Genomic DNA, 21,377 nt, shown 5'->3' with positions numbered 1-21,377 from the left:
CAGGGCAATGGTCATGAAGAAGCTTGAGTTGGCATTGACGCAGGCGTGGCAAAAAAATGCAGCTTGGCTAAAGCTGTTAACACCTCTATCGGGGCTATACGGTGTGGTGACGCATGCTAGAAAATCTTTGTATCACTCAGGTAAATGCCCAATTTATCGGGCGGCTGTACCTGTTCTTGTTATTGGTAATATCACTGTTGGTGGCAGTGGCAAAACGCCATTCATTATTGCTTTGACTAAAATTTTACGCAAACAAGGTATCAGTGTCGCTGTCATCAGCCGAGGTTATGGTGGTGACAGCACACAAATGCCCAAATTGGTCACGCCAACAAGTACGCCCAATGAAGTGGGTGATGAACCTTGCTTAATTGCCCAAAGTCTGTATTCTGATGGATTTTTTTTACCTATGGCAGTTGCGCCAAATCGTGGTCAAGCCATTGATTTATTACTACAAAATTTTCCTGAGACGACACTGATTATCAGTGATGATGGGCTACAGCATTATGCACTGCACCGTGATGAAGAGTGGATTGTGGTTGATGTTGCCAGAGGTTTTGGTAATGGTAAGCTTCTGCCACAGGGTTTTTTAAGAGAACCCATTGACCGATTACAAGACGCTTTGGTCCTTTATCATGATAAAGATATGACCAAATATCCTAAAAAAGCGATGGCAATGAGCCTAAAAGTAGGGCAAATTGAGCCACTGATGGGCAATCATAAAAGCCCTGTGCCATCTGTAGGTACATATGTTCATGCGGTCAGCGGTATTGGGCATCCTAAGCGGTTTTTTGACACTTTATCGGATCAGGGGTTTTTGGTTATTCCGCATCCTTTTGGAGATCATCATGATTTTAGACTTGAGGATTTGGTGGATTTGATCAATCATCCTATCATTGTCACCAGTAAAGATGCGGTAAAATTGCGTCATTTGGCGACACAAACTACCCATGATATTTTTAATCATATTTGGGTGCTGCCTGTGGAGATGGTATTATCTGATGGCATTATTGAGCAGATTAATCATTTAATTGTTAAGTATCAATTAAATTAAATGATTGGAGTTGTTGGGTATTTAGCTTGAAAATTCTATCTAACAATGCCTGTATCTTTATCTGGTAGGATAAGCATAAAAATACACCAATTTAATTTTTAAGGATAGCTATGCAAAAAATTCATCTGATTATTCCAGCTCGTTATCAATCCACCCGTCTACCAGGCAAGCCTTTATTGCTTTTGCACGATCAACCGATGATTCTATGGACAGCAAAAAAAGCCTTAAAAGCAAGTTTTGTAGACACCGTCTGTGTGGCCACCGATGACGATAGAGTCTATCAGACTTGCGCCGATGTAGGCATACATGTCGTCATGACTGACAGCACTCACCCATCTGGAACGGATAGGTTGGCTCAAGTTGCAACGGATTTGGGCTTTGATGATGATGATATTATTGTCAATATGCAAGGTGATGAACCTTTGGTACCAACGGTGCTACTTGAGCAAGTGACGCAGCTGTTGATTGATAATCCAGATTGTGCGATGGCAACTTTATGTGAGCCAATCTACAACCAAGAAGAATTTTTTCGCCCCTCAGTGGTCAAAGTGGTGATGAATCAGGCAAAGCATGCCTTATATTTTAGTCGTGCACCAATTCCTTATGACCGTGATGGCTTGTTGGATATGCCTAATCATGCATTTCGTCACTTAGGTTTATATGCGTATCGTGTGCGTATGCTTAAGCAGTTCACAAACTGGACTCAAGGGGTGCTTGAAAAATTAGAAAGTCTAGAGCAGCTTCGGGTACTTGAAAATGGTGAGCGTATCGCCATTGATATCGCACAAGTTGCACTGCCAGCTGGGGTGGACACACAAGAGGATTTGGACAGACTAAATGCTATGCCTATGGATGAGTTTTTAAAGTTTTAGGAGTGGCGATGACCACAGTTTATTTTATTCGCCATGCTGAACCCAATTATGCCAATCGTGATGAGTTTAGCCGAGACTTGACCCCAAAAGGCATTGCCCAAAGCGAGCGGTTGCTTGATGTGTTTAGGGGTATTGATATTGATGTGTTTTTTTCAAGCCCTTACAAACGGGCGGTGGATACGATTTATCCGCTTGCCAACAGTCGCAAAAAAAACATTCATCTAAAAGAGAAGCTTTGTGAAAGGCGGATTGGCACTTGGGTGGATAATTTTGATGAATTTAGCCAAAAGCAGTGGCAAGATTTTGGATTTCATCTAAAAAATGGTGAAAGTTTGCACCGTGTCCAGCAACGAAACATTGCTATGTTGCATGAAATTTTGATAAATTATCCCAATCAGACGATTGTCATCGGCACGCACGGTACGGCATTATCTACCATCATTAAGTATTATCAGGCGGATTTTGGTTATCAGGATTTTAATGCCAATAAGCACAAATTTCCGTGGATAATGGCATTTGAATTTGACGGTATTATGCTAAAACGCTACCACGAAATTAGCCATGAAATCCACATGGACGATACGCCATGAACGAGCAAGAACAGTTACCCTACTTTGCTCCATTACTTCCTTGGCAAAGACAGGCTTGGCAGCAGCTGACAGGTCAATTCATTGAGCAGCGTATGCCACATGGCTTACTTGCTGCAGGTCAAAAAGGCATCGGTAAGCGTGAGTTTGTTTGGCGATTTGTGGCGTATTTACTGTGTTTGGAAAAAAACCAATATGGTGCGTGTGGTCACTGTCAGAGCTGTCAATGGTTGCGTGCTGGAACGCATCCTGATTTATTGGTGCTACCGCAGGGTGATAGCATCAAAATTGATGATATTCGTTTGCTCCAAGAATACAGTCAAACCAAAGGGCATGGGGTAAAAGTCATTGTGCTTGATGGGGCAGATACACTGACACTGGGTGCTGCCAACGCATTTTTAAAGACGCTTGAAGAGCCTCGAGATGGGGTATTTTTGATACTCATTACCGACCATCCTTCTAGGCTTTTACCCACCATCAAAAGCCGTGTACAGACAATGCCTTTATCTTATATAGATAAAGTAGAGGCGATTGATTATCTGAGTGAATTTATGTCACCTGAGCTATCAAAGCTTTTATTAGATATCAGCGATGGGGCGGTCTTGCAGGCTAAGAGCTTATCTTCTGCCAAATGGTTTGATCAGCGTACACTTTGGTTAAAAACCTACACCGCTCTACAATTATCCAAGCGTACCGCCAGTGCCGCTAGTAGTTACTGGCAAAAAACCTTAACTTTGGCTGAATTTATCACGCTATCAAGAGTCATGTTAATGGATTTATGGCGTGTGTTCTTGGGGATACCAAGCTTACATCAAGATATAGATGTGGTAGCGTTGTTGGCTCAAGTTCAGCTTGACTCTTCAAAACTTGAATCATTACTAAGCTGTATTGATGATACGCAGACAGCTTACGCCCAAAATGTGCAAGAGACTTTGGGCTTTGACCGCATTTTAATTGAGATGGCAAAATGACAATCACCACCATTAATACAAGTTATGGGTCGATGATTGGCGATCTAAATTTTAAAATACTTGTCGGTGAATGATTGAAAATTTGATCGTAGTGTTATGATAGAATAAAAAAGGCTTTGGCTAATAATCTATGAGCCAAAGCCTTTTTTGATACTAATTCTTGGTAGGTTTTATTAGCTTAGTAAACTTACTTTTTATTGAATTTTACCAGCGAATTGGCGTGATGTGTGGCTGATTGGCTTTGAGATGCTCATAAGTACCCTTGACCAAAATATCAGAATTTACCGTACTGATATTGGTATGACCACAAAATGCCATCGTGACATCACATTCTTTATAGATAATCTCCAGCGCACGACGCACACCATCTTCACCATAAGCACCCAAGCCGTACAAAAATGAACGCCCAATCATCGTACCTTTTGCCCCCAAGGCGATGGCTTTTAGTACATCTTGACCCGAGCGAATACCACTATCTAGCCAAACTTCACAGTTAGAATTTTCAGCTTGAGATGCCTGTACGCAGTCAGTCAAAGAAGCAATAGAGCTTGGCGCACCATCAAGCTGACGACCCCCATGGTTTGAAATTACCATCGCATCAGCACCAAAGCGTGCTGCCATGATGGCATCTTCAGGTTCCATAATGCCCTTTAAAATCAAAGGACCGCCCCACATATCTTTAATGCGTGCCACATCATCCCAGCTAAGACCAGGGTCAAATTGCTCTGCTGTCCAAGCTGATAAACTGGATAGATCAGACACATTTTTGGCATGACCTGCGATATTTCTGAAAGTATGGCGTTTTGTGCCAAGCATATTGTAGCACCATTCAGGCTTGGTCATTAAGTTTAAGATATTTTTTAGTGTCGGTTTTGGGGGTGCTGATAGTCCATTTTTAATGTCTTTATGACGCTGACCTAAGACTTGTAAATCCGCCGTTAAAATCAGTGCTGAACAATTTGCAGCCTTGGCACGCTTGATTAGATTTTCCATAAATTCTTTATCACGCATGACATACAGCTGAAACCAAAATGGTTTGGTGGTATTTTCGGCAACATCTTCGATCGAGCAAATCGACATGGTAGATAGTGAAAATGGAATACCAAATTTCTCAGCGGCACGCGCTGCGTGAATCTCTCCATCTGCCCACATCATGCCAGTAAATCCAGTCGGTGCGATTGCCACAGGCATACTGACATCTTGACCAATCATTTGTGTGGCAAGCGATCGATTATCCATATCGACAAGGACACGCTGACGCAACTTAATGCGATCAAAGTCCGTTTCATTATTACGGTAAGTGGTTTGTGTCCATGAACCTGAATCCACATAATCATAGAACATTCGTGGTACTTTACGCTCAGCGATACGACGCAAATCTTCAATTTCGGTAATTTTACTTAAATCAGCCATGGTAATTTCTCGCTTAATTTTTTGAGTATTTAATCGTTGATATCATGTTTTTGGGTAATTTTTAGCCATCAATGGGTATTTTACTTGGTTTTATCTTAAATCGGCAAGTAAAAACTAAAATCAAATGCTTATTTTTGGCTTAGATGGCATAAATAACCCAACCTTAAGATTGGGTTAGTTTAATGAGTGGTAAAATGTTGTCTTTGGGGGCATGCTAGGCTTTATTACCCACCTTGCTCATGATAAATAAGAACAATATTGGCCAGATGACAGCACCCACCCAATAAGTTGGGTTAAATATAATCGCCATACCAATTAAACCTGCTTGAATCACATAATAGGACATGGCAATTAAAGTTTTACGAATGACATAACCTTCACGATTGACCAAACCAACAACAGCACATGCCGCAACAACATTATGAACCGATATCATATTGCCCGCTGCACCGCCCACCGCTTGCAAGGAAACAACTTTAGCGGCATCCATAACACCTAAGCCGATTTGGGTTGCTGTCCCCCATTGAAAATGCGAAAACATCATGTTAGAAACCGTGTTAGAGCCAGCAATAAACGCGCCAAGACTACCAATCCAAGGTGAAACCAAAGGCCACATGCCCTCAAATGCTTGTGCTGCTGAGGTGGCCAATACTTTTGGCATGGCAAGAATCTGTACAGCAGCATCTGGCGATGTGCCTGAATTGATAAATACCTGCACCATCGGCACCGAAAATAGTAACGCAGGTGCAGCAGCGAGCATGGTTTTGCCTGACTCTGACCAGCTTTTTTTGACCATATTGCCTTTCATGCCAAAAATAAAAATACACAAAATTGACACCAATAAAAGCACGCCACCAGGAGAATAAAGCAACTGGGTTTTATTGGTGATATTTGTGCCCAAAATGTTGGCAAAAACGATAGAAACCGCATCACTGGTGAGCCATGCCTTTAATGGTGCAATCGTCCGTGTGATGATTAAAATGGTAATGATGAGTAGATAGGGTGAAAACGCACGTATGACCGAAAATTTTGGAGAGATATCGCTGGTTGAATCGGTGATGGTAAATTCACTGACCCATTCTTTCTCCCAGCTTTCTCGTGGACCAAAGTCAAAGGTTTGTTTTGGGGTTAAAAACCCACGCTTGGCAGCAGGAATAACCAAGGATAAGCCAACGACCGCTCCCACAATAGATGGCAGCTCAGGGCCGATAAACTTAGCGGTCAAGGCATAAGGAATGGTAAACGCCAAGCCTGCAAAAATCGCAAAGGGTGCCACTTTTAGACCTTCGGTAAATGAGCGTTTTTGACCAAAAAATAGTGTCAAAAATCCGCACAATATTAACGGAATTAAAAATCCGACCATACCATGAATCATGCCCACATTGCCTGAGATATTGAAAATATAGGCAGGTAAATCCATACCAATATTTGCCAGTGCTTGAGCAAGGTCGTCTTTATTTTCAAGACCTGAATTGACACCAATCAAAAGTGGCGTACCAACGGCACCATAAGATACAGGTGTGGACTGAATGATTAAAACTGCCATCACACACGCCATCGCAGGAAACCCCAACGCAAGCAGGAGCGGTGCTGCCACCGCCGAAGGCGTACCCCAGCCTGTTGAGCCTTCGATTAAACAGCCAAATAGCCATGCCACGATAATCATTTGAACTCGGCGGTCTGGAGAGATATCCATAAAGCCTTGACGAATGGCATTAATTGCACCGCTGTATTTTAAGGTATTTAAAATCAAAATGGCAGAAAAAACGATGAATAAAACATTCACCGCAGTCAGTACGCCATGGATGGTTGCAGCAGCAACTTGGTTACCGCTGGTTTGCCAAACAAAATATGACAAAGCAGCCGTTGCAAGGTACGCCAAGCTCATGGCATATTTAGCGGGTAGTCGCATCACCACCAATAATAAAAAGACAATAATAATCGGCACTATCGCCAAAAAGGTAAGCATGCTCACTCCTTGTTTGCATAATTTTAAGCCAACAGCAGCCGTATGCCAAAAATGGCTTAAGCGTCTGTCTAAGAAGAAAGGTAAACCAATCAAGATTTAGGCTTGGGTTATCTATGTTATGAATTTTTTATTTACAGATAAAAATAAAAAGTATGTTATATTTTACCTAAAATTTTACATAATGGCTACAATTTTAAATGAAAATAATAATTGTTCAATTTTAAAAATTCAATGCCAAAAATTAATGACTTAAAATCTACAATAAAGATAATCTGCTTTTTGATTGGGGGTAGGGTATGGATATTTTTTATCGTATTTTGCTATCTTGGGATTTGGCGATGTGAGCATGAATACGATGTCATTTAGAGCGTAAAATAGCAGTCATAGCACCCTAAATAACTTTATAATTGATAATCAATAATAACAGGTGCATGGTCGCTAAACCAAGAATCTTTATAGACCCAAGCATTCAAGGTGCGTTTTTTCCAATCAGGTGAGCAGGCGTGATAATCGATACGCCACCCCACATTTTTGGCACGGGCTTGACCACGATTTGACCACCAAGAATAAATATCGGTATCCTTGCGAACCACTCTGAATGTATCAACATAGCCAAGTTCGTCATAGATGTGATCAAGCCAAGCTCGCTCATGTGGCAGGCAGCCTGATGCTTTTTGATTACCCGACCAGTTTTTGATGTCAATGCGTTTATGCACAATATTATAATCACCGCAGACGATGAGTGATTTATTCTCATCTCGCCACTGTTTAAGAATGTGGCGGTATTTTTCTAAAAAAAGATCTTTTCTGGCTTGAGCTTCTTCGCCTGATGAGCCAGAAGGTAGGTATAAAGAAGCAATATACACTGGATGGTCGATGCCTTGGGCGGACAAATCAAACTGTGCACAGATAAATCGTCCTTGACTGTCGGCAAGATCAAAGCCCAAGCCATCTACCACCGACACAAAAGGTAGGCGGCTATAAATAGCAACGCCAGCATAGCCTGCTTTTTGGGCAGCAAATAGATGCGTATGCCAGCCCTTTGGGCGAAATTTATCCGTCCATTGTTCATGAGTGATGCGTGATTCTTGGATACAGACCACATCGGCATTGCTGACAGCCAGCCACTCAAAGAATCCTTTTTTTTCAGCCGCACGCAAGCCATTGACATTAATAGAAACGACACGAAGCACTTGATTGGCAGTTTGATAGATTGACTTGGATGGTACGATGTCATTTGGCTTAACAGCGACAACCTGAGATTTGGGTGTTTTTTGCATACTTTTGGTGGTCAAAGTGGCAGCTTGTTTGGGCAAGATAGTACCTAATGTATCTTCTTTTGGATTGATTTGAGACCTAGTCTGGCTATTATTGAGAATAGATTTTGGCGTATTGCGAACTTTTTGGGTCATAGTCGTACTTAATATCAGGATTAATAAGGACAAGATACCCACCTAAGTGGGGTGTTATATATTGGCAGGTTCATCCAATAAAGTTTCTTCGCTGGATTTCCAGTTATAAGCACCATACAGCACCATTTGCATTTGGCGTGTGCAGCGGTGCAACATTTGCTGTTTTTTGGTGTCCAGCTCACAAGTTGATAATCGTTCTTCTTCATCCAAAAAAATCGGCATATGCGTCAAATCCAGCCACTCAATAATCCATGAAAAAGACAAATTCACACCCGTTTCTGCTAATAAATAACGGTCATAGCTATTGATATGCTCAAAAGCAGGCTGTAATACCAAATCAGCACTCATAATTTTGGCAAAGGTATTGATTTGTTCATTGATGGCACGGCGAACCGCTTCTGAGCCACCAAACCGTTCACTGGCGATAAATTGCCAATAGCGAGGCTGGGCATCGACTGCCTTAAAAAAGAGCTGAACACTTTTGGCAATTTGGCGGTCAAAACTGCGTTTACGCCCAAGTTGCATATGCTCTCTGAGCGTGGCAAGTGCACCACCAAGTTCATCTTCAACCAATGCTTTACCAAGACTTTCCATGTCATCAAAATGGCGATAAAAGGCGGTTGGCACAACACCAACCTCTCGTGTTACCTGACGCAAGCTAACTGAGCTATAACCTTGACCGCTCATACATAAATCAAGCACGGCATTAAAAAATGCTTGGCGAGTTTGACGCTTTTTTTGTTCACGGTTGGTTGTTCTTGCGATGCTCATAGTTCGTCCAGTGATAAACTTAAAGGTTGAGTGAATAACTGTATATTATGGATAAAAACCTTGCCAGTTGCAAGTCATTCAAAAAAGCTTGCTGAAATTTTTAAAATCAATGCTTTTAATATGTATTATGGTGATGATTTTAAGATCATAAATAAAAATCACTCATTTAAAGCAGTGAGTGATTTAAAATGATTTATATTAAGTATTAAAATGGCCGATTAACTGGCTTTGACGCAGTCAAGCAACACTTGATTGGTATCACCAGTTACGACAGCCTTGTTACCATCAATGGTGAGTATGGTTTTTTGGTTATCAGCAAATCCATGATTGCTGGTGTATTGATTTTTATTACTGGGATCTTGATTAAAATCATACTCAATACCATCATGATTTAGGTGAGCTTCAATTTCACCTTCATGATTATGAACGACAATATGAACTGTCTGATCGCCACATTGATACGCATCGCCATCAGTGTGGATGTGCATATGACCTGCATGGTCATCATGATGCTCATGTGCGTGAGTATGCTCGTCTTGCATGGTTGCATGCTCTGCTGTAATATCTGGTGTGGCAGGATTGGCAACTTGCTCAGCTGAGGGATTTGCTTGGCTGGACTCATCGGCAGGCTTGCTACAAGCGGTCAAAGTCAAAGCTGCCACCACAGAAGCTAAAAGTAATTTTTGGTTCATAGTTATCCTTTAAAACGAAATGAGTATCATTAAAAATATTGACCATGATAATATAGCAAAACCAACCAACAATTTCAAATCAAGTCAAAATTTTTATGAGATATTGAGGGACTTAATGCCACCCATTAATAAAATCAGCCAAGCATAACTTGGCTGACACAATTTGACATATTGATTATACATTAAATCTAAAATGCATCACATCGCCATCTTGAACAATATAGGTTTTGCCTTCTAAACGAGACTTACCAGCGGCAGCGGCACCTTTTTCACCGCCGTATTCAATAAAATCATCATAGCCGATAACTTCAGCACGAATAAAGCCACGCTCAAAGTCAGTATGAATCACGCCAGCAGCTTCTGGAGCGGTTGCTCCGACAGGTACTGTCCAAGCACGCACCTCTTTGACGCCTGCAGTAAAGTAAGTTTGTAGGTTTAATAATTCATAGCCTGCACGAATGACACGGTCAAGACCTGCTTCACTCATGCCCATGCCCTCCAAAAACTCTGCTTTTTCTTCTTCATCAAGCTGGGCGATTTCAGCTTCAATTTGATTACATAAGGCAACCACGATGGCGTCTTCATTGTTAGCAAATTCACGCACCGCATCTAAATGTGGATTATTGTCAAATCCATCTTCTGCCACATTCGCAATATACATGACGGGTTTTAAGGTGATAAGACCATAGCTTTTAATCAGCTTTTTTTCATCGGCATCTAAGTCCGCCAACCGCGCAGGCTTGCCATCAGCAAGTAAAGGTTCAATTTTTTGGAAGACCCCTAGAGCAGCTTGAGCATCTTTATCACCGCCTTTGGCTTTTTTATTTAAGTTTGTAATGGCACGAGTGACCGCCTCCAAATCCGCTAAAGCAAGCTCTGTATTGATGGTTTCAATATCAGATAACGGATTGACCTGCCCATCAACATGGATAACATTGTCATCATCAAAACAGCGTACCACATGGGCGATGGCGTCAGTTTCACGGATATTGGCTAAAAATTGGTTGCCCATACCCTCGCCTTTAGAAGCGCCTGCCACAAGACCTGCAATATCTACAAACTCCATACTGGTTGGAATGGTGCGTTCAGGATTGACAATAGCTGCCAGTGCTTTTAAGCGTGGGTCTGGGACAGGGACAATGCCAGTATTTGGGTCTTTGGTACAAAACGGAAAATTCTCAGCAGCGATACCTGCTTTGGTGAGTGCATTAAATAAGGTGGATTTACCAACATTTGGCAAGCCGACAATACCACAATTAAAACCCATAATAAATTCTCGTATGTTGTGTGAAATTTTGTCATTATACCAAAATTTATCAAATTAAGGTATCAAAAAAGACGAATTTGTAAGCTAAAACCGTCAGACAACTTATTTAGAATGATTTGATAAGTTCATAAGCCAGCGGTAAAAATTTCACCATAAACTGATTTAAAAAGATGCAAGTTGTTGGAAAAATTGTTATAATCAATCACGATTTTACTGTCACTTAATCTAGCATAAGGAAAAACTATGGCTATCGAACGCACTTTATCTATCATCAAGCCAGACGCAGTTGGCAAAAACCATATCGGCGATATCATCGCTCGTTTTGAAAAAGCAGGGCTTAAGCCAGTTGCCATGAAATATAAGCACCTATCTCAAGCTGATGCAGAAGGTTTTTATGCTGAACACAAAGAGCGTGGCTTCTTTGGTGATTTGGTGTCTTTTATGACATCAGGTCCTGTCGTTGTGTCAGTGCTTGAAGGTGAAAACGCTGTTTTAGCCCACCGTGAAATCTTGGGTGCAACCAATCCACAAGAAGCGGCACAAGGCACCATTCGTGCAGATTTTGCTGTCAGTATCGATGAAAATGCAGCACACGGTTCTGACTCTGTGGCATCTGCCGAACGAGAAATCGCTTACTTCTTTGGTGATGACGAAGTTTATCCACGCACTCGCTAATCGCTCAGGCGTCCAAGCACTTATGAAACAGCCGTCATATGATGGCTGTTTTTTATTTATACAAAATTTTTGATTAGTAGATTGGTTGACTGAATATTAAGTCAAATAAGTTCTGGCTAGATAAAAAACAAGCGAATATCTATCGTTTGTTTTTTATTGATTGATTATTGGCAGCGAAATTTTATGGCATATTCAAAATCATCATCACGGCTAAGTTTTGGTGCTGATTGACCAAAAATAGCACCCGCAACACTCACACCTTGCTCAATCATGCGCCCTGTGTGTTCATTAAGAATACCATTATAAGTCATCTTATCAGATACCACAATGGGCGATTGGATACCACATTGCTTTTTGGCAGCTGCCAAGGCAGACTCTTGTGCCTTGGTTTTGGTTGCACCCAAACCTGTTGTTTCGTGAATGCCACCAGTGCGTGTAATGACAGGTGCGGTCGTAGATGTGCTGGTGCAAGCCGATAATAATCCGCCCAAGACGACAATTGCTAGTAATTTTTTCATCATAAATCCCCAATTATAGATTAATTTATTTCATCAGTATAACAAGAAATCGCTGCATTTCAAGTCAGGTATTTTGTGTCACTGTGGGCTTTTTGTATATCATACTAAGTTTTGCACAACCATAAATTATGATATAATAAGATTCATTTACCAAACTAATTTTAACGATGAAACAAGAGATTTTACTGATCGATGCGCCTGCAGGTGTGCTAGAGGTAGATGCCATTTGGCAGTCGGGGGAGCGACAGACCAAAGATGGCTTGGCGATTCTTTGCCATCCCAATCCTGTCCAAGGCGGCACGATGAATAATAAAGTGGTTAGCACCATGTACCGATTTTGTCGTGATGGTGGCATGGATGTGCTACGGTTTAACTTTCGTGGTGTTGGGCGTTCAACTGGTCAAACAGGCACGGGCGATGGTGAGCTTGAAGATGCATTGACAGTACTGCGTTATGCTTTAAAGCATACAAAAGCACGCAAACTTTGGCTGGGAGGCTTTAGTTTTGGTGGATATACTGCTACACGCTTAGCAAGTCTGATGACGGATAATGAAGAGTTTTTTGATGTGAATTTGCATAATTTAGCACTCATCGCACCTTCGGTGATGCGTGTTGGCATGGCATCTTTACGCTGGCAAGCTGACCATACTTTTATGATTTATGGCGATCAAGATGAACTGGTCAGCCCTGAGCATTTGGCACAGTTTGCCGAAGAAAGGGAAATTCCCACTACCGTGCTTTCAACAGGACATTTTTTCCATGGCAAATTGGTTGAGCTTGGGCAGAGTTTACAAAAACACACCAAAATTTAAATAAATTTAAATAAAAAATATAACAAGGATTTATTATGTCAAATCAAACGCCACTAGAGCGTTATCAGGCTGCTTTGGCGACTGGCGATTTTAGTGAAGATGCCGTTCAGCTGGCGGCGGTGACTTATATGGATAATTTGTATCATGAAATTATCAAATCACAAGACAGCTCAGGTGGTGGGTGGTTTTCAAGCCTATTTAAATCCAAACCAGTCATGCCAAAAGGTCTGTATATGTGGGGCGGGGTAGGGCGTGGTAAGACTTGGATGATGGACATGTTTTATGAAAGCCTGCCAATCAAGCGTAAGATGCGAATGCATTTTCACCACTTTATGCAGCGTGTTCAGCGAGAATTAGTGGCACTTCAAGGGCAGGCTGACCCCCTTAAAAAAGTTGCCGATATCATTCATCAAGAAGCTGTTGTCATCTGCTTTGATGAATTTTTTGTGTCAAATGTATCAGATGCAATGATTTTGGGCGATTTATTTAGCATGTTGTTTGATCGTGGCATTACATTGGTGGCAACTTCCAACATTGAACCATCAGGTCTATACAAAAATGGGATTCATCGTGATAGATTTTTGCCTGCCATCGCTCAAGTTGAAAAACATACGACGGTCATGAATATTGATGCTGGTATTGATTATCGTCTCAGGCTTTTAAAGCAGGCCAAACTATACAGCTCGCCTTTGACCGATGACACCAAAGATTGGCTGTCAGAGCGATTTGACACCTTGGCAGGCGGTCAGACCATCAGCACATCGCCGATTGTGATTGGCGGCCGCAATATTGATATCATTAAGCGTACAGAAACCATGCTACTGGCTGATTTTCGGGCGCTTTGCATGCAGCCTCGTTCAGCAGCAGATTTCATTGAAATTGCCAATGATTTTGATACCGTTATGGTGGATAATGTACCTGCACTAAATGATACGCTTATGGATCCGACACGCCGCTTTATTTATTTGGTGGATGAATTTTATGACCGTCGTGTCAAATTACTGATACGAGCCGAACAGTCTATTTTGACACTTTATCAGGGTGAAAAGTTGGCATTTGAGATTGAGCGGACACGGTCACGCCTGCTTGAAATGCAGTCAGAGGAATACTTGGCAGAAGAACATCGCTTGGATTAAGATGAATTCAGCGATATGAATTTTTAATAAAAATTAAGGATAAAATAATGACAAATGAGATTTTAAATATTATTCACCAACGCCGCAGTATCGGCAACCTATCTTTGCCCATGCCAAACGATGCTGAGCTAAAATCGGTATTGGAGGCTGCGATGGTAGCACCAGATCATAAACAGTTAAAGCCATGGCGATTTTGGGTATTGACAGGAGAGACACTGATTGAATTTGGTCAAGTGTTGTTATCAGCAGCTGAGCATGAAGCAGCATCATGTGGTGAGATATTAGATGAAGTTGCGATCAAAAAAATACTGAATATGCCGCTTAGAGCACCCATGATTATTGTGATTGCAACCGAATATCAGTATCATAAAAAAGTACCACCATTTGAACAATTGCTCAGTGCAGGAGCAGTCGCCCAAAATATGTTGCTTGCACTTGAGTCTTTGGGCTATCGCAGTGTGTGGCGTACAGGTCCTTTGTGTAATACGCCTGAGGTAAAAGATTATTTTGGTGTGACAAAACAAAATACCATTTGTGGCTTGATTTATACAGGTTCAAGTAGTGTTCAGATGCCAGATCGTGAGACTGTGGATTTATCTGACTATGTTGAATATCGCCAATAACTGATTATTTATGACCATTGAAAGGATGCATGCCGTATGAAGCTGCGCAAACCGAATGTCAAAAACCAAAAAGTACAAAAAATTGTCGATGCTGCCAGCATCGGTATTGATGATGCGGTAAGCGCTATCAAAGAATCGGGTCTGCCAAATAAACCATTGATTTCTAGCATCGCTGAGCTGACTGGACTAAAAAAGAAAAAATCAGCTCAACTGGTTGAATCAATGCAGGCAACAGAGCAGATCGCATCGGATATTCATCAGATGAGTTTTGCCTTTTTGGGCGGTGGAAGTTTTGGAACTGCCATGGCAAATTTGGCGGCTAAAAACGGTTGTGATGCGACATTGTGGGTACGAGATAAGCGCACTGTCAAGTCTCTGCATAAAACTCGAATCAATAAAAAATATTTGCCAAATCATAAGCTTGATGAGCGTTTGAAATTTAGTCACGATCTGAAAACAGCAGTGGCAGGCGTGGATGTGATTTTTGTTGCAGTACCCAGCTCGGCATTTCGAGAGATGCTGACCAATATTAAGCCCTTTATTACACACCAAGCTGTGGTTTCACTGACTAAAGGCATGGAAAAAGAGACTTTTGCGATGATGAGTGATATCATCCAAGAGGTGTTGCCTGAGGTGAATTTTGGTGTCATGAGTGGACCAAACTTAGCGGTAGAAATTATGGATAATATGCCTACCGCAACAGTCATTGCCTCAGCATCAGAACCGCTTAGAAAAGCTGTTCAAACCGCTTTACATAGTGCATTTTTTCGTGTTTTTGCCAGTAGTGACATTAAAGGCGTGGAGCTTGGCGGCGCACTAAAAAATATCTATGCCATCGCCATGGGTATGGCGGCAGCGTATGATGTGGGTGAAAATACCAAAGCCATGTTATTGACTCGTGCATTAGCCGAAATGAGTCGTTTTGGTGTGGCGGTTGGTGCTGATCCTTTGACTTTTTTAGGTCTGTCTGGTGTGGGGGATTTATATGCTACCTGCAGTTCGGTGCTAAGCCGTAACTATCGCATCGGCTATATGCTTGGTCAGGGTATAAGTCTTGAACACGCCATCAAAAAATTAGGTCAGACCGCTGAAGGTGTCAATACAATTCTTCAAGTGCATTCTCGTGCCAAAGCACTGGGTATTTATATGCCCATCACTCATGCACTGCATGCGGTATTATATGAGAATAAATCTGCACTTGGTGTTGCACTTAATTTGATGGAAACAGGCTTTAGAAGTGATGTGGAATTTGTTTTGCCGCATGATGAAAGCAATGTACGCTTGAGCCATGAGTTTAGTGAAGTGCTAAAGACCAGTGCCAATGCTAAGCCCAAAGATGAAATTCAATCCAGTGATATGCCTTAGCTTTGGTATATCAACTGTATTAAGGATAAATGATGAAAGTTATTTTTGTACGACATGGGCAAGCAGCCCCGTATTGTGAAGATGATGCAGGGCGAGATCTTACCGACTTTGGGCGTCTGCAAGTACAGCAGACAGCACAGTATCTTGCCAAGCATTATCAGCTTGATCTCATTATCGCAAGCCCCTATAATCGTGCCGATCAGACTGCTAAGATTTTGTTATCTTGGGCGATGACTTTGGGTCAAAATCCAAGTTTTATGAGCTTAAACAGTATTACGCCCGATGATAATCCTATGATTGCTATCGATGACCTTGAAGATATCGTGCGTACAAAGTTCGGTGAAGATCTGGATGATAAATGTGTTGCGGTGGTCTGCCATATGCCGATTGTAGCGTCTATGGTTGCCAGGCTTGAGAATTTAAGCCCAGCCTCATTTGAGTTGGCAGAAGCACGGATTTTACAAATGCCAGTTTTGGCACAAGGTTTGGCAACGACCCAAGATGTGTTTATCCCCAACCAATCTTAATACTTTTTAAAAACGATCAAAATTTTTCTTGCAAACTTATAAAGAATTAATTATAATATTGACTTGGCTTCATCGGTAGCTTCGCAACTATGTACTATGAACCCCGCCAGGACCGGAAGGTAGCAACGGTAGTAGATACAAAGTGTGCCGAAGATGTGCTGATGGAGCCATTTTTTATGTCTATAAAAAGCCATGTATCAACATGGCGTTTTGGTGATTGTTAAGATTAAGGCTCAAGATAAGGATTATCAATACCAAGCTGTGCTAAGATTTCAATCTCAAAACCCTCCATTTGGTCAGCATCAGCATCACTAATTTCATGATCAAAACCAAGTAGATGCAATAAACCATGTATAATCAGATGTGTCAAATGCGACTCAAAACTTTTGTTTTGTTCATCTGCTTCATTAAGAACAACTTCGTGGCACAACACCAGCTCACCAAGCTCAATCTCTCCGAGTAATGTGGTCATCTCAGTGGGTAGCTCACTTGGATAAGAAAGCACATTGGTGGCATAATCTTTACCTCTGGCCGCTAAGTTTACAGCACGGCCTTGGGCATGGTTAACCACATAAATGCTGACAGATTTGGGCATATGCCAAATCTGTATGGCATCAGGAAAATAAACAAAATCGATCCCATGATGTAATTTTTGGGTCATGATGGATAAAGTTGTCTCAACAATCTTGTTTAAATCAATATCAAAATACAAAGATTGGACAGTGTTTGTTAAATCATCATCAAAACCCAGCTTGATTTCATTGGGCATCGACAGCCCCTTGTAATTCGGTTTTTTCTTCATTGGCAATTGACTGTTTGGTCAGATGCAGTGCTCTTCTTTCGGCGGCTGCCGCCTGTTGCACCTCATCAAATTGATCATAAGCTTGAACAATTTTTTGAACCAAATGATGGCGTACCACATCGTTACTATCAAAGCGAGTGATATGAATTTCATCAATTTTGGATAAAATTTGTAAAGCTTGAGCCAAGCCAGATTTGTGACCACGAGGCAAATCAACTTGCGTCATATCGCCTGTAATCACCGCTCTTGAACCAAAGCCTAAACGCGTTAAGAACATTTTCATTTGTTCTGGCGTGGTATTTTGTGCCTCGTCAAGAATGACAAATGAGTTATTCAGTGTTCGTCCACGCATATAAGCAAGCGGTGCAACTTCAATCACTTGACGCTCAAGCAGCTTACCAACTTTTTCAAAGCCAAGCATCTCATACAGTGCATCATACAAAGGACGCAAATAAGGGTCAATTTTTTGGGTCAAATCACCCGGTAAAAATCCCAATTTCTCACCTGCCTCAACGGCTGGCCTAACCAGTAAAATCCGTTCAATCTCTCCACGCTCAAGCATATCTACCGCACATGCCACCGCCAAATAGGTCTTGCCTGTACCCGCTGGCCCAACACCAAAAGATACATCTGAAATCAAGATTTTTTTTGTGTACTCTTGCTGATTGTAGCCTCTTGGTATGATCTTGCCTTTGCGTGTACGCAAAGCGACATTAGTATCGCTTTTATCTTTTGAGTTGCCACTATGATCATGGTGCTTACCTTGAGTGTTAGCATAATCATAATCACGAGATAAGCTTGATTGAATAATTAAATGAAGCTCTTCTCCACTAATATTATGCTGTTCGCCAGCAAGCTCCACCAGTTTGTTGATGATAATTTCGGTTCGCTCAACCAAATCAAGCTCACCTGTAATAATAAACTGATCTTGTCGCTGAGTGATTTGGACCTCAAGTCGTTCCTGAATGTATTTGATGTGTTTGTTATATTCGCCAAGCAAAGTGCGTAATTCATGCGTGTTTAGATTGGTTTGGATGGTGCGAGTGATGCTCAAAGACTATTCCTTTTATTGTGGCAAATACCTTGGTTGACAGTGATAAATTGCAATCAAATCAAATAATCAACCAATTGCCATGTGATGAAATCAAACAACGCTTACATTGGGATTATCAGCGATAAATTCAATCTTTTGAGTAGATTTTAGCGATCGTCTTTTTAGTGTATCAAATAATTATGCTAAAATAATGAAAAGCAGTCAAATTTTGACTGCTTTGTAATCGATTGAAACATGCCCAATCATTGCGTTTTTAGCATATGACCTTCAAGATAATGAATATTTTGTGCCTCTTCACAAAATGCCTCATCTTGCAAGATGACATCTCGATGTAAAGGAATATTGGTTTTGATGCCCTCAATAACCAGCTCATCTAAAGCGTGCAATGTCTTAGCAATAGCTTGTCGGCGAGTTTGGGCATGGCATATGAGCTTACCGATTAAAGAGTCATAGTAGCTTGGAATGGTATAGCCTTGATAAAGATGTGAATCAAAGCGAATCCCTGAACCACTTGGAGTGAATAAACGCTGAATTTGACCAGGTGATGGCATAAAAGTTTTTGGGTCTTCAGCATTAATACGGCATTCGATGGCATGACCTCGAATCGTAATTTCATCTTGATGATAGGATAATCCATACCCTGCGGCGATTTTTAATTGTTCGACCACGATATCGATGCCTGTAATCATCTCGGTTACGGGGTGCTCAACTTGTACACGGGTATTCATCTCAATAAAGAAAAATTCACCATTTTCGTATAAAAATTCAAAGGTGCCTGCACCACGATAACCGATTTTTTTACAGGCATGAACGCATGCTTCTAAAATTGGCGTACGAACCTCATCAGGAATATCTGGAGCAGGTGCTTCTTCGAGTACTTTTTGATGCCTGCGTTGCAATGAACAGTCTCGGTCAAATAAATGCAAAGCATTACCATTACCATCACCCAACACCTGTACCTCAACATGGCGAGGATTTTTTAAAAAACGCTCCATGTAGACCGTATCATCACCAAAGGCATTTTGAGCTTCGGTTTTGGCGGCTTGAACTTGGATTAACAGTTCTTCAAAACGCTCAACAACTCGCATGCCACGACCACCGCCACCAGCTGCAGCTTTGACAATCAATGGAAAGCCAATTTCACGAGCTTGCTCTTCAGCATTACCTAAAGTGATTGCACCGATAGAACCTGGTACCGTTGGTACGCCAGCTTCTTTCATGGCATTGATTGCAGAAACTTTATTGCCCATTAATCGAATGTGCTCTGGGTGCGGGCCAACAAAAGTTAAGCCTGCCTCTTCAACCCGTTCAGCAAATTCAGCATTTTCTGACAAAAACCCATATCCAGGATGAATGGCATCAGCTGCGGTAATCTCAGCTGCTGCCAGTAGGGCATTAATATCCAAATAACTGTGAGCGGAAGGCGCATTACCGATACATACCGCTTCATCAACAAAGCGTAAGTGCATCAAGTCTTTATCAGCAGTAGAGTAAACGCCTACTGTCGCAATGCCCAATTGCTTGCACGCACGCACGATGCGTAGAGCAATCTCGCCACGGTTTGCAATGAGAAGTTTTTTAATCATAGTGTCTTCCTGTTAGGCTTTGTAGCGAATGACAGGCTGACCAAATTCGACCACTTCGGCATTCTTAACCAAGATTTCTTCAATAATACCGCTTTGGGTGGCTTCTAAGGGATTCATGATTTTCATGGCTTCGATGATACCAAGCGTATCACCAGCCTCAACTTTTTGACCTACTTTGACAAAAGGAGGATCATTAGGGCTGGGTGCTGAATAAAAGACGCCAACCATGGGCGAAGTTTCAAGCTGACCACTTGGCTTGACGACAGCAGGAGTTGTGGCTGACGGTGCTGCTGAAACAACTTGGGTGGTAGCGACTGTCTGCACGGCAGTATTACGAGTAAGGCTGATGTATTTGTCATCATAACCATATTCCAAATTTAACAGATCTTTTTCTTCCATCAGATCTAAAAGTTCACGAATTTTTTTGATGTCCATCAGTATTACCTTGATAAAAATAAGAATGTTAATATTACGCCAGTCAAAAGGCTATCCACGCCTTTAGCGAGCAAAACTTACCACCGATTAAGCAAACAGCCAAGATGGTTTAAAAATTATCTTTATATAGTGTACATTCGTTTTATTTTATTGCAAGTGTTTTTTTGTCATATTTTGGTACAATTTGGCAAACTGATGTCTGTTTAGGTGAATTTGGGTACAGTATAAGCCGATGTCTCATCCATCCAACTGGGCTTGACCCATTTTTGAGATTCGGTAAACCGGTAAGTTGCCATTTTTGTCAGTAGTGTGGGGATGTTGTCGGCCACACAAATCAAATTAATATTTGAAACGGGCATAAAGCCTGCTTTTGCTGTCTGTTCAAGCAATTTAAGAAAAGGGTTAAAAAACCCATCAACATTAAGAACACCAATTGGCTTGGCGTGCTGACGCAATTGTGCCAGTGACATGACCTCGAAAAGCTCTTCGTAGGTACCAATACCACCAGGAAGAGCAATAAAAGCATCTGCTAAGGATATCATCTTTAGTTTACGACTTGCCATATCTTCTGTGATGATAAGCTCGCTTAGCCCATGATGAGCGACTTCTTTATCCTTCAAAAATCTGGGAATAATACCAATACTTTTTCCACCATGTGCGATGATGCTGTCTGCAATCGTGCCCATCAAGCCAACATTGCCACCACCATAAACCAAGGTGATGTCATGCTCTGCCAAAGTTTTACCTAAGCTTTGGGCGGCATGATAATAAGCAGGTGTATCGCCAAAGTTTGAACCACAATAGACGACAATGCGTGCAAATTTATCTTGATAATTCAT

General features: G+C 41.5%; 22 protein-coding genes and 1 other RNA gene. 11 read left to right on the top strand and 12 right to left on the bottom strand.

Going from position 1 to position 21,377, the window contains the following annotated elements; translation table 11 throughout:
- Positions 1-13 precede the first annotated feature (13 nt).
- From lpxK to A4U55_RS08150, 4 genes are all read left to right on the top strand, one after another.
- Positions 14-1,051, top strand: coding sequence for a tetraacyldisaccharide 4'-kinase (lpxK, locus tag A4U55_RS08165; RefSeq protein ID WP_003656799.1), 1,038 nt, complete (start codon positions 14-16; stop codon positions 1,049-1,051).
- 110 nt (positions 1,052-1,161) lie between these two features.
- A complete protein-coding gene (gene kdsB / locus A4U55_RS08160; RefSeq protein WP_003656801.1) occupies positions 1,162-1,923 on the top strand; it encodes a 3-deoxy-manno-octulosonate cytidylyltransferase in 762 nt (253 codons plus the stop codon).
- An 8-nt stretch (positions 1,924-1,931) separates the two neighbouring features.
- Positions 1,932-2,513: a histidine phosphatase family protein gene (locus A4U55_RS08155; protein ID WP_003656802.1), complete on the top strand. Its 582-nt coding sequence runs from the start codon at positions 1,932-1,934 to the stop codon at positions 2,511-2,513.
- Positions 2,510-3,481 (top strand): DNA polymerase III subunit, encoded by a 972-nt coding sequence (locus tag A4U55_RS08150; RefSeq protein ID WP_003656804.1) that lies wholly within the window; start codon positions 2,510-2,512, stop codon positions 3,479-3,481. The genes A4U55_RS08155 and A4U55_RS08150 overlap by 4 nt, the downstream gene beginning before the upstream one ends.
- Positions 3,482-3,685: 204 nt before the next feature.
- On the opposite strand, the gene A4U55_RS08145 is transcribed toward A4U55_RS08150, so the two are convergent.
- The 6 genes from A4U55_RS08145 to ychF form a co-directional block, all read right to left on the bottom strand.
- A complete protein-coding gene (locus tag A4U55_RS08145; RefSeq protein ID WP_003658363.1) occupies positions 3,686-4,894 on the bottom strand; it encodes an alpha-hydroxy acid oxidase in 1,209 nt (402 codons plus the stop codon).
- A gap of 214 nt (positions 4,895-5,108) precedes the next feature.
- Positions 5,109-6,863 carry an L-lactate permease gene (locus A4U55_RS08140; protein WP_003663545.1) on the bottom strand — a complete coding sequence of 585 codons (1,755 nt, stop codon included), beginning with the start codon at positions 6,861-6,863 and terminating at the stop codon, positions 5,109-5,111.
- A 401-nt stretch (positions 6,864-7,264) separates the two neighbouring features.
- Positions 7,265-8,275, bottom strand: coding sequence for an exodeoxyribonuclease III (locus A4U55_RS08135; protein WP_406564503.1), 1,011 nt, complete (start codon positions 8,273-8,275; stop codon positions 7,265-7,267).
- A 54-nt stretch (positions 8,276-8,329) separates the two neighbouring features.
- On the bottom strand, positions 8,330-9,046 hold the full coding sequence (locus tag A4U55_RS08130; protein WP_003663547.1) for a TetR family transcriptional regulator: 717 nt from the start codon (positions 9,044-9,046) through the stop codon (positions 8,330-8,332).
- Positions 9,047-9,264: 218 nt separating this feature from the next.
- Complete coding sequence (locus A4U55_RS08125; protein ID WP_003658356.1) at positions 9,265-9,738, bottom strand: hypothetical protein; 474 nt, start codon at positions 9,736-9,738, stop codon at positions 9,265-9,267.
- Positions 9,739-9,913: 175 nt separating this feature from the next.
- A complete protein-coding gene (gene ychF, locus A4U55_RS08120; protein ID WP_003666322.1) occupies positions 9,914-11,005 on the bottom strand; it encodes a redox-regulated ATPase YchF in 1,092 nt (363 codons plus the stop codon).
- Between the two features lie 243 nt (positions 11,006-11,248).
- Here ychF and ndk point away from each other — a divergent pair, with 243 nt between their 5' ends.
- Entirely contained in the window at positions 11,249-11,680 is a 432-nt protein-coding gene (gene ndk, locus A4U55_RS08115) for a nucleoside-diphosphate kinase (RefSeq protein WP_003658352.1), read from the top strand.
- Between the two features lie 164 nt (positions 11,681-11,844).
- On the opposite strand, the gene A4U55_RS08110 is transcribed toward ndk, so the two are convergent.
- Positions 11,845-12,198, bottom strand: coding sequence for a hypothetical protein (locus tag A4U55_RS08110; RefSeq protein ID WP_063454225.1), 354 nt, complete (start codon positions 12,196-12,198; stop codon positions 11,845-11,847).
- Between the two features lie 167 nt (positions 12,199-12,365).
- On the opposite strand from A4U55_RS08110, the gene A4U55_RS08105 reads away from it, so the two are divergent.
- The 6 genes from A4U55_RS08105 (at position 12,366) to ffs (ending at position 16,828) form a co-directional block, all read left to right on the top strand.
- Entirely contained in the window at positions 12,366-13,010 is a 645-nt protein-coding gene (locus A4U55_RS08105) for an alpha/beta hydrolase (protein ID WP_003663556.1), read from the top strand.
- Positions 13,011-13,045: 35 nt separating this feature from the next.
- Positions 13,046-14,146, top strand: coding sequence for a cell division protein ZapE (gene zapE, locus A4U55_RS08100; protein ID WP_003658347.1), 1,101 nt, complete (start codon positions 13,046-13,048; stop codon positions 14,144-14,146).
- Between the two features lie 47 nt (positions 14,147-14,193).
- A complete protein-coding gene (locus A4U55_RS08095) occupies positions 14,194-14,769 on the top strand; it encodes a nitroreductase family protein (protein ID WP_003658345.1) in 576 nt (191 codons plus the stop codon).
- Between the two features lie 36 nt (positions 14,770-14,805).
- Complete coding sequence (locus A4U55_RS08090; protein ID WP_003659674.1) at positions 14,806-16,134, top strand: NAD(P)H-dependent glycerol-3-phosphate dehydrogenase; 1,329 nt, start codon at positions 14,806-14,808, stop codon at positions 16,132-16,134.
- A 32-nt stretch (positions 16,135-16,166) separates the two neighbouring features.
- Positions 16,167-16,661, top strand: a complete 495-nt coding sequence (locus A4U55_RS08085; RefSeq protein WP_003658341.1) for a SixA phosphatase family protein — start codon at positions 16,167-16,169, stop codon at positions 16,659-16,661.
- Positions 16,662-16,731: 70 nt separating this feature from the next.
- Positions 16,732-16,828: signal recognition particle sRNA small type (ffs, locus tag A4U55_RS08080), an RNA gene on the top strand.
- Positions 16,829-16,887: 59 nt separating this feature from the next.
- Here the strand turns inward: ffs and ybeY are convergent.
- From ybeY to A4U55_RS08055, 5 genes are all read right to left on the bottom strand, one after another.
- Positions 16,888-17,430, bottom strand: a complete 543-nt coding sequence (gene ybeY, locus A4U55_RS08075; protein WP_003658339.1) for an rRNA maturation RNase YbeY — start codon at positions 17,428-17,430, stop codon at positions 16,888-16,890.
- Positions 17,420-18,517 (bottom strand): PhoH family protein, encoded by a 1,098-nt coding sequence (locus A4U55_RS08070; RefSeq protein WP_003658338.1) that lies wholly within the window; start codon positions 18,515-18,517, stop codon positions 17,420-17,422. The genes ybeY and A4U55_RS08070 overlap by 11 nt, the downstream gene beginning before the upstream one ends.
- Before the next feature lie 242 nt (positions 18,518-18,759).
- Positions 18,760-20,103, bottom strand: coding sequence for an acetyl-CoA carboxylase biotin carboxylase subunit (accC, locus tag A4U55_RS08065; protein WP_003658336.1), 1,344 nt, complete (start codon positions 20,101-20,103; stop codon positions 18,760-18,762).
- Between the two features lie 12 nt (positions 20,104-20,115).
- Positions 20,116-20,538 carry an acetyl-CoA carboxylase biotin carboxyl carrier protein gene (gene accB, locus A4U55_RS08060; RefSeq protein ID WP_003658335.1) on the bottom strand — a complete coding sequence of 141 codons (423 nt, stop codon included), beginning with the start codon at positions 20,536-20,538 and terminating at the stop codon, positions 20,116-20,118.
- Positions 20,539-20,741: 203 nt separating this feature from the next.
- Positions 20,742-21,377, bottom strand: coding sequence for an LOG family protein (locus A4U55_RS08055; protein WP_003658333.1), 636 nt, complete (start codon positions 21,375-21,377; stop codon positions 20,742-20,744).

The organism is Moraxella catarrhalis (assembly GCF_001632285.1).
GTDB lineage: Bacteria > Pseudomonadota > Gammaproteobacteria > Pseudomonadales > Moraxellaceae > Moraxella > Moraxella catarrhalis.
The sequence above is the reverse complement of the archived record's forward strand: the minus strand, read 5'-3'. Positions and strand labels throughout refer to the sequence as shown.

What these genes read in the sequence shown, in the direction of transcription:
- lpxK (WP_003656799.1), top strand. Translation starts at nt 14, where the DNA reads ATGAAGAAGCTTGAGTTGGCATTGACGCAGGCGTGGCAAAAAAATGCA.
- kdsB (WP_003656801.1), top strand. Translation starts at nt 1,162, where the DNA reads ATGCAAAAAATTCATCTGATTATTCCAGCTCGTTATCAATCCACCCGT.
- A4U55_RS08155 (WP_003656802.1), top strand. Translation starts at nt 1,932, where the DNA reads ATGACCACAGTTTATTTTATTCGCCATGCTGAACCCAATTATGCCAAT.
- A4U55_RS08150 (WP_003656804.1), top strand. Translation starts at nt 2,510, where the DNA reads ATGAACGAGCAAGAACAGTTACCCTACTTTGCTCCATTACTTCCTTGG.
- A4U55_RS08145 (WP_003658363.1), bottom strand. Translation starts at nt 4,894, where the DNA reads ATGGCTGATTTAAGTAAAATTACCGAAATTGAAGATTTGCGTCGTATC.
- A4U55_RS08140 (WP_003663545.1), bottom strand. Translation starts at nt 6,863, where the DNA reads ATGCTTACCTTTTTGGCGATAGTGCCGATTATTATTGTCTTTTTATTA.
- A4U55_RS08135 (WP_406564503.1), bottom strand. Translation starts at nt 8,275, where the DNA reads ATGACCCAAAAAGTTCGCAATACGCCAAAATCTATTCTCAATAATAGC.
- A4U55_RS08130 (WP_003663547.1), bottom strand. Translation starts at nt 9,046, where the DNA reads ATGAGCATCGCAAGAACAACCAACCGTGAACAAAAAAAGCGTCAAACT.
- A4U55_RS08125 (WP_003658356.1), bottom strand. Translation starts at nt 9,738, where the DNA reads ATGAACCAAAAATTACTTTTAGCTTCTGTGGTGGCAGCTTTGACTTTG.
- ychF (WP_003666322.1), bottom strand. Translation starts at nt 11,005, where the DNA reads ATGGGTTTTAATTGTGGTATTGTCGGCTTGCCAAATGTTGGTAAATCC.
- ndk (WP_003658352.1), top strand. Translation starts at nt 11,249, where the DNA reads ATGGCTATCGAACGCACTTTATCTATCATCAAGCCAGACGCAGTTGGC.
- A4U55_RS08110 (WP_063454225.1), bottom strand. Translation starts at nt 12,198, where the DNA reads ATGAAAAAATTACTAGCAATTGTCGTCTTGGGCGGATTATTATCGGCT.
- A4U55_RS08105 (WP_003663556.1), top strand. Translation starts at nt 12,366, where the DNA reads ATGAAACAAGAGATTTTACTGATCGATGCGCCTGCAGGTGTGCTAGAG.
- zapE (WP_003658347.1), top strand. Translation starts at nt 13,046, where the DNA reads ATGTCAAATCAAACGCCACTAGAGCGTTATCAGGCTGCTTTGGCGACT.
- A4U55_RS08095 (WP_003658345.1), top strand. Translation starts at nt 14,194, where the DNA reads ATGACAAATGAGATTTTAAATATTATTCACCAACGCCGCAGTATCGGC.
- A4U55_RS08090 (WP_003659674.1), top strand. Translation starts at nt 14,806, where the DNA reads ATGAAGCTGCGCAAACCGAATGTCAAAAACCAAAAAGTACAAAAAATT.
- A4U55_RS08085 (WP_003658341.1), top strand. Translation starts at nt 16,167, where the DNA reads ATGAAAGTTATTTTTGTACGACATGGGCAAGCAGCCCCGTATTGTGAA.
- ybeY (WP_003658339.1), bottom strand. Translation starts at nt 17,430, where the DNA reads ATGCCCAATGAAATCAAGCTGGGTTTTGATGATGATTTAACAAACACT.
- accC (WP_003658336.1), bottom strand. Translation starts at nt 20,103, where the DNA reads ATGATTAAAAAACTTCTCATTGCAAACCGTGGCGAGATTGCTCTACGC.
- accB (WP_003658335.1), bottom strand. Translation starts at nt 20,538, where the DNA reads ATGGACATCAAAAAAATTCGTGAACTTTTAGATCTGATGGAAGAAAAA.
- A4U55_RS08055 (WP_003658333.1), bottom strand. Translation starts at nt 21,377, where the DNA reads ATGAATTATCAAGATAAATTTGCACGCATTGTCGTCTATTGTGGTTCA.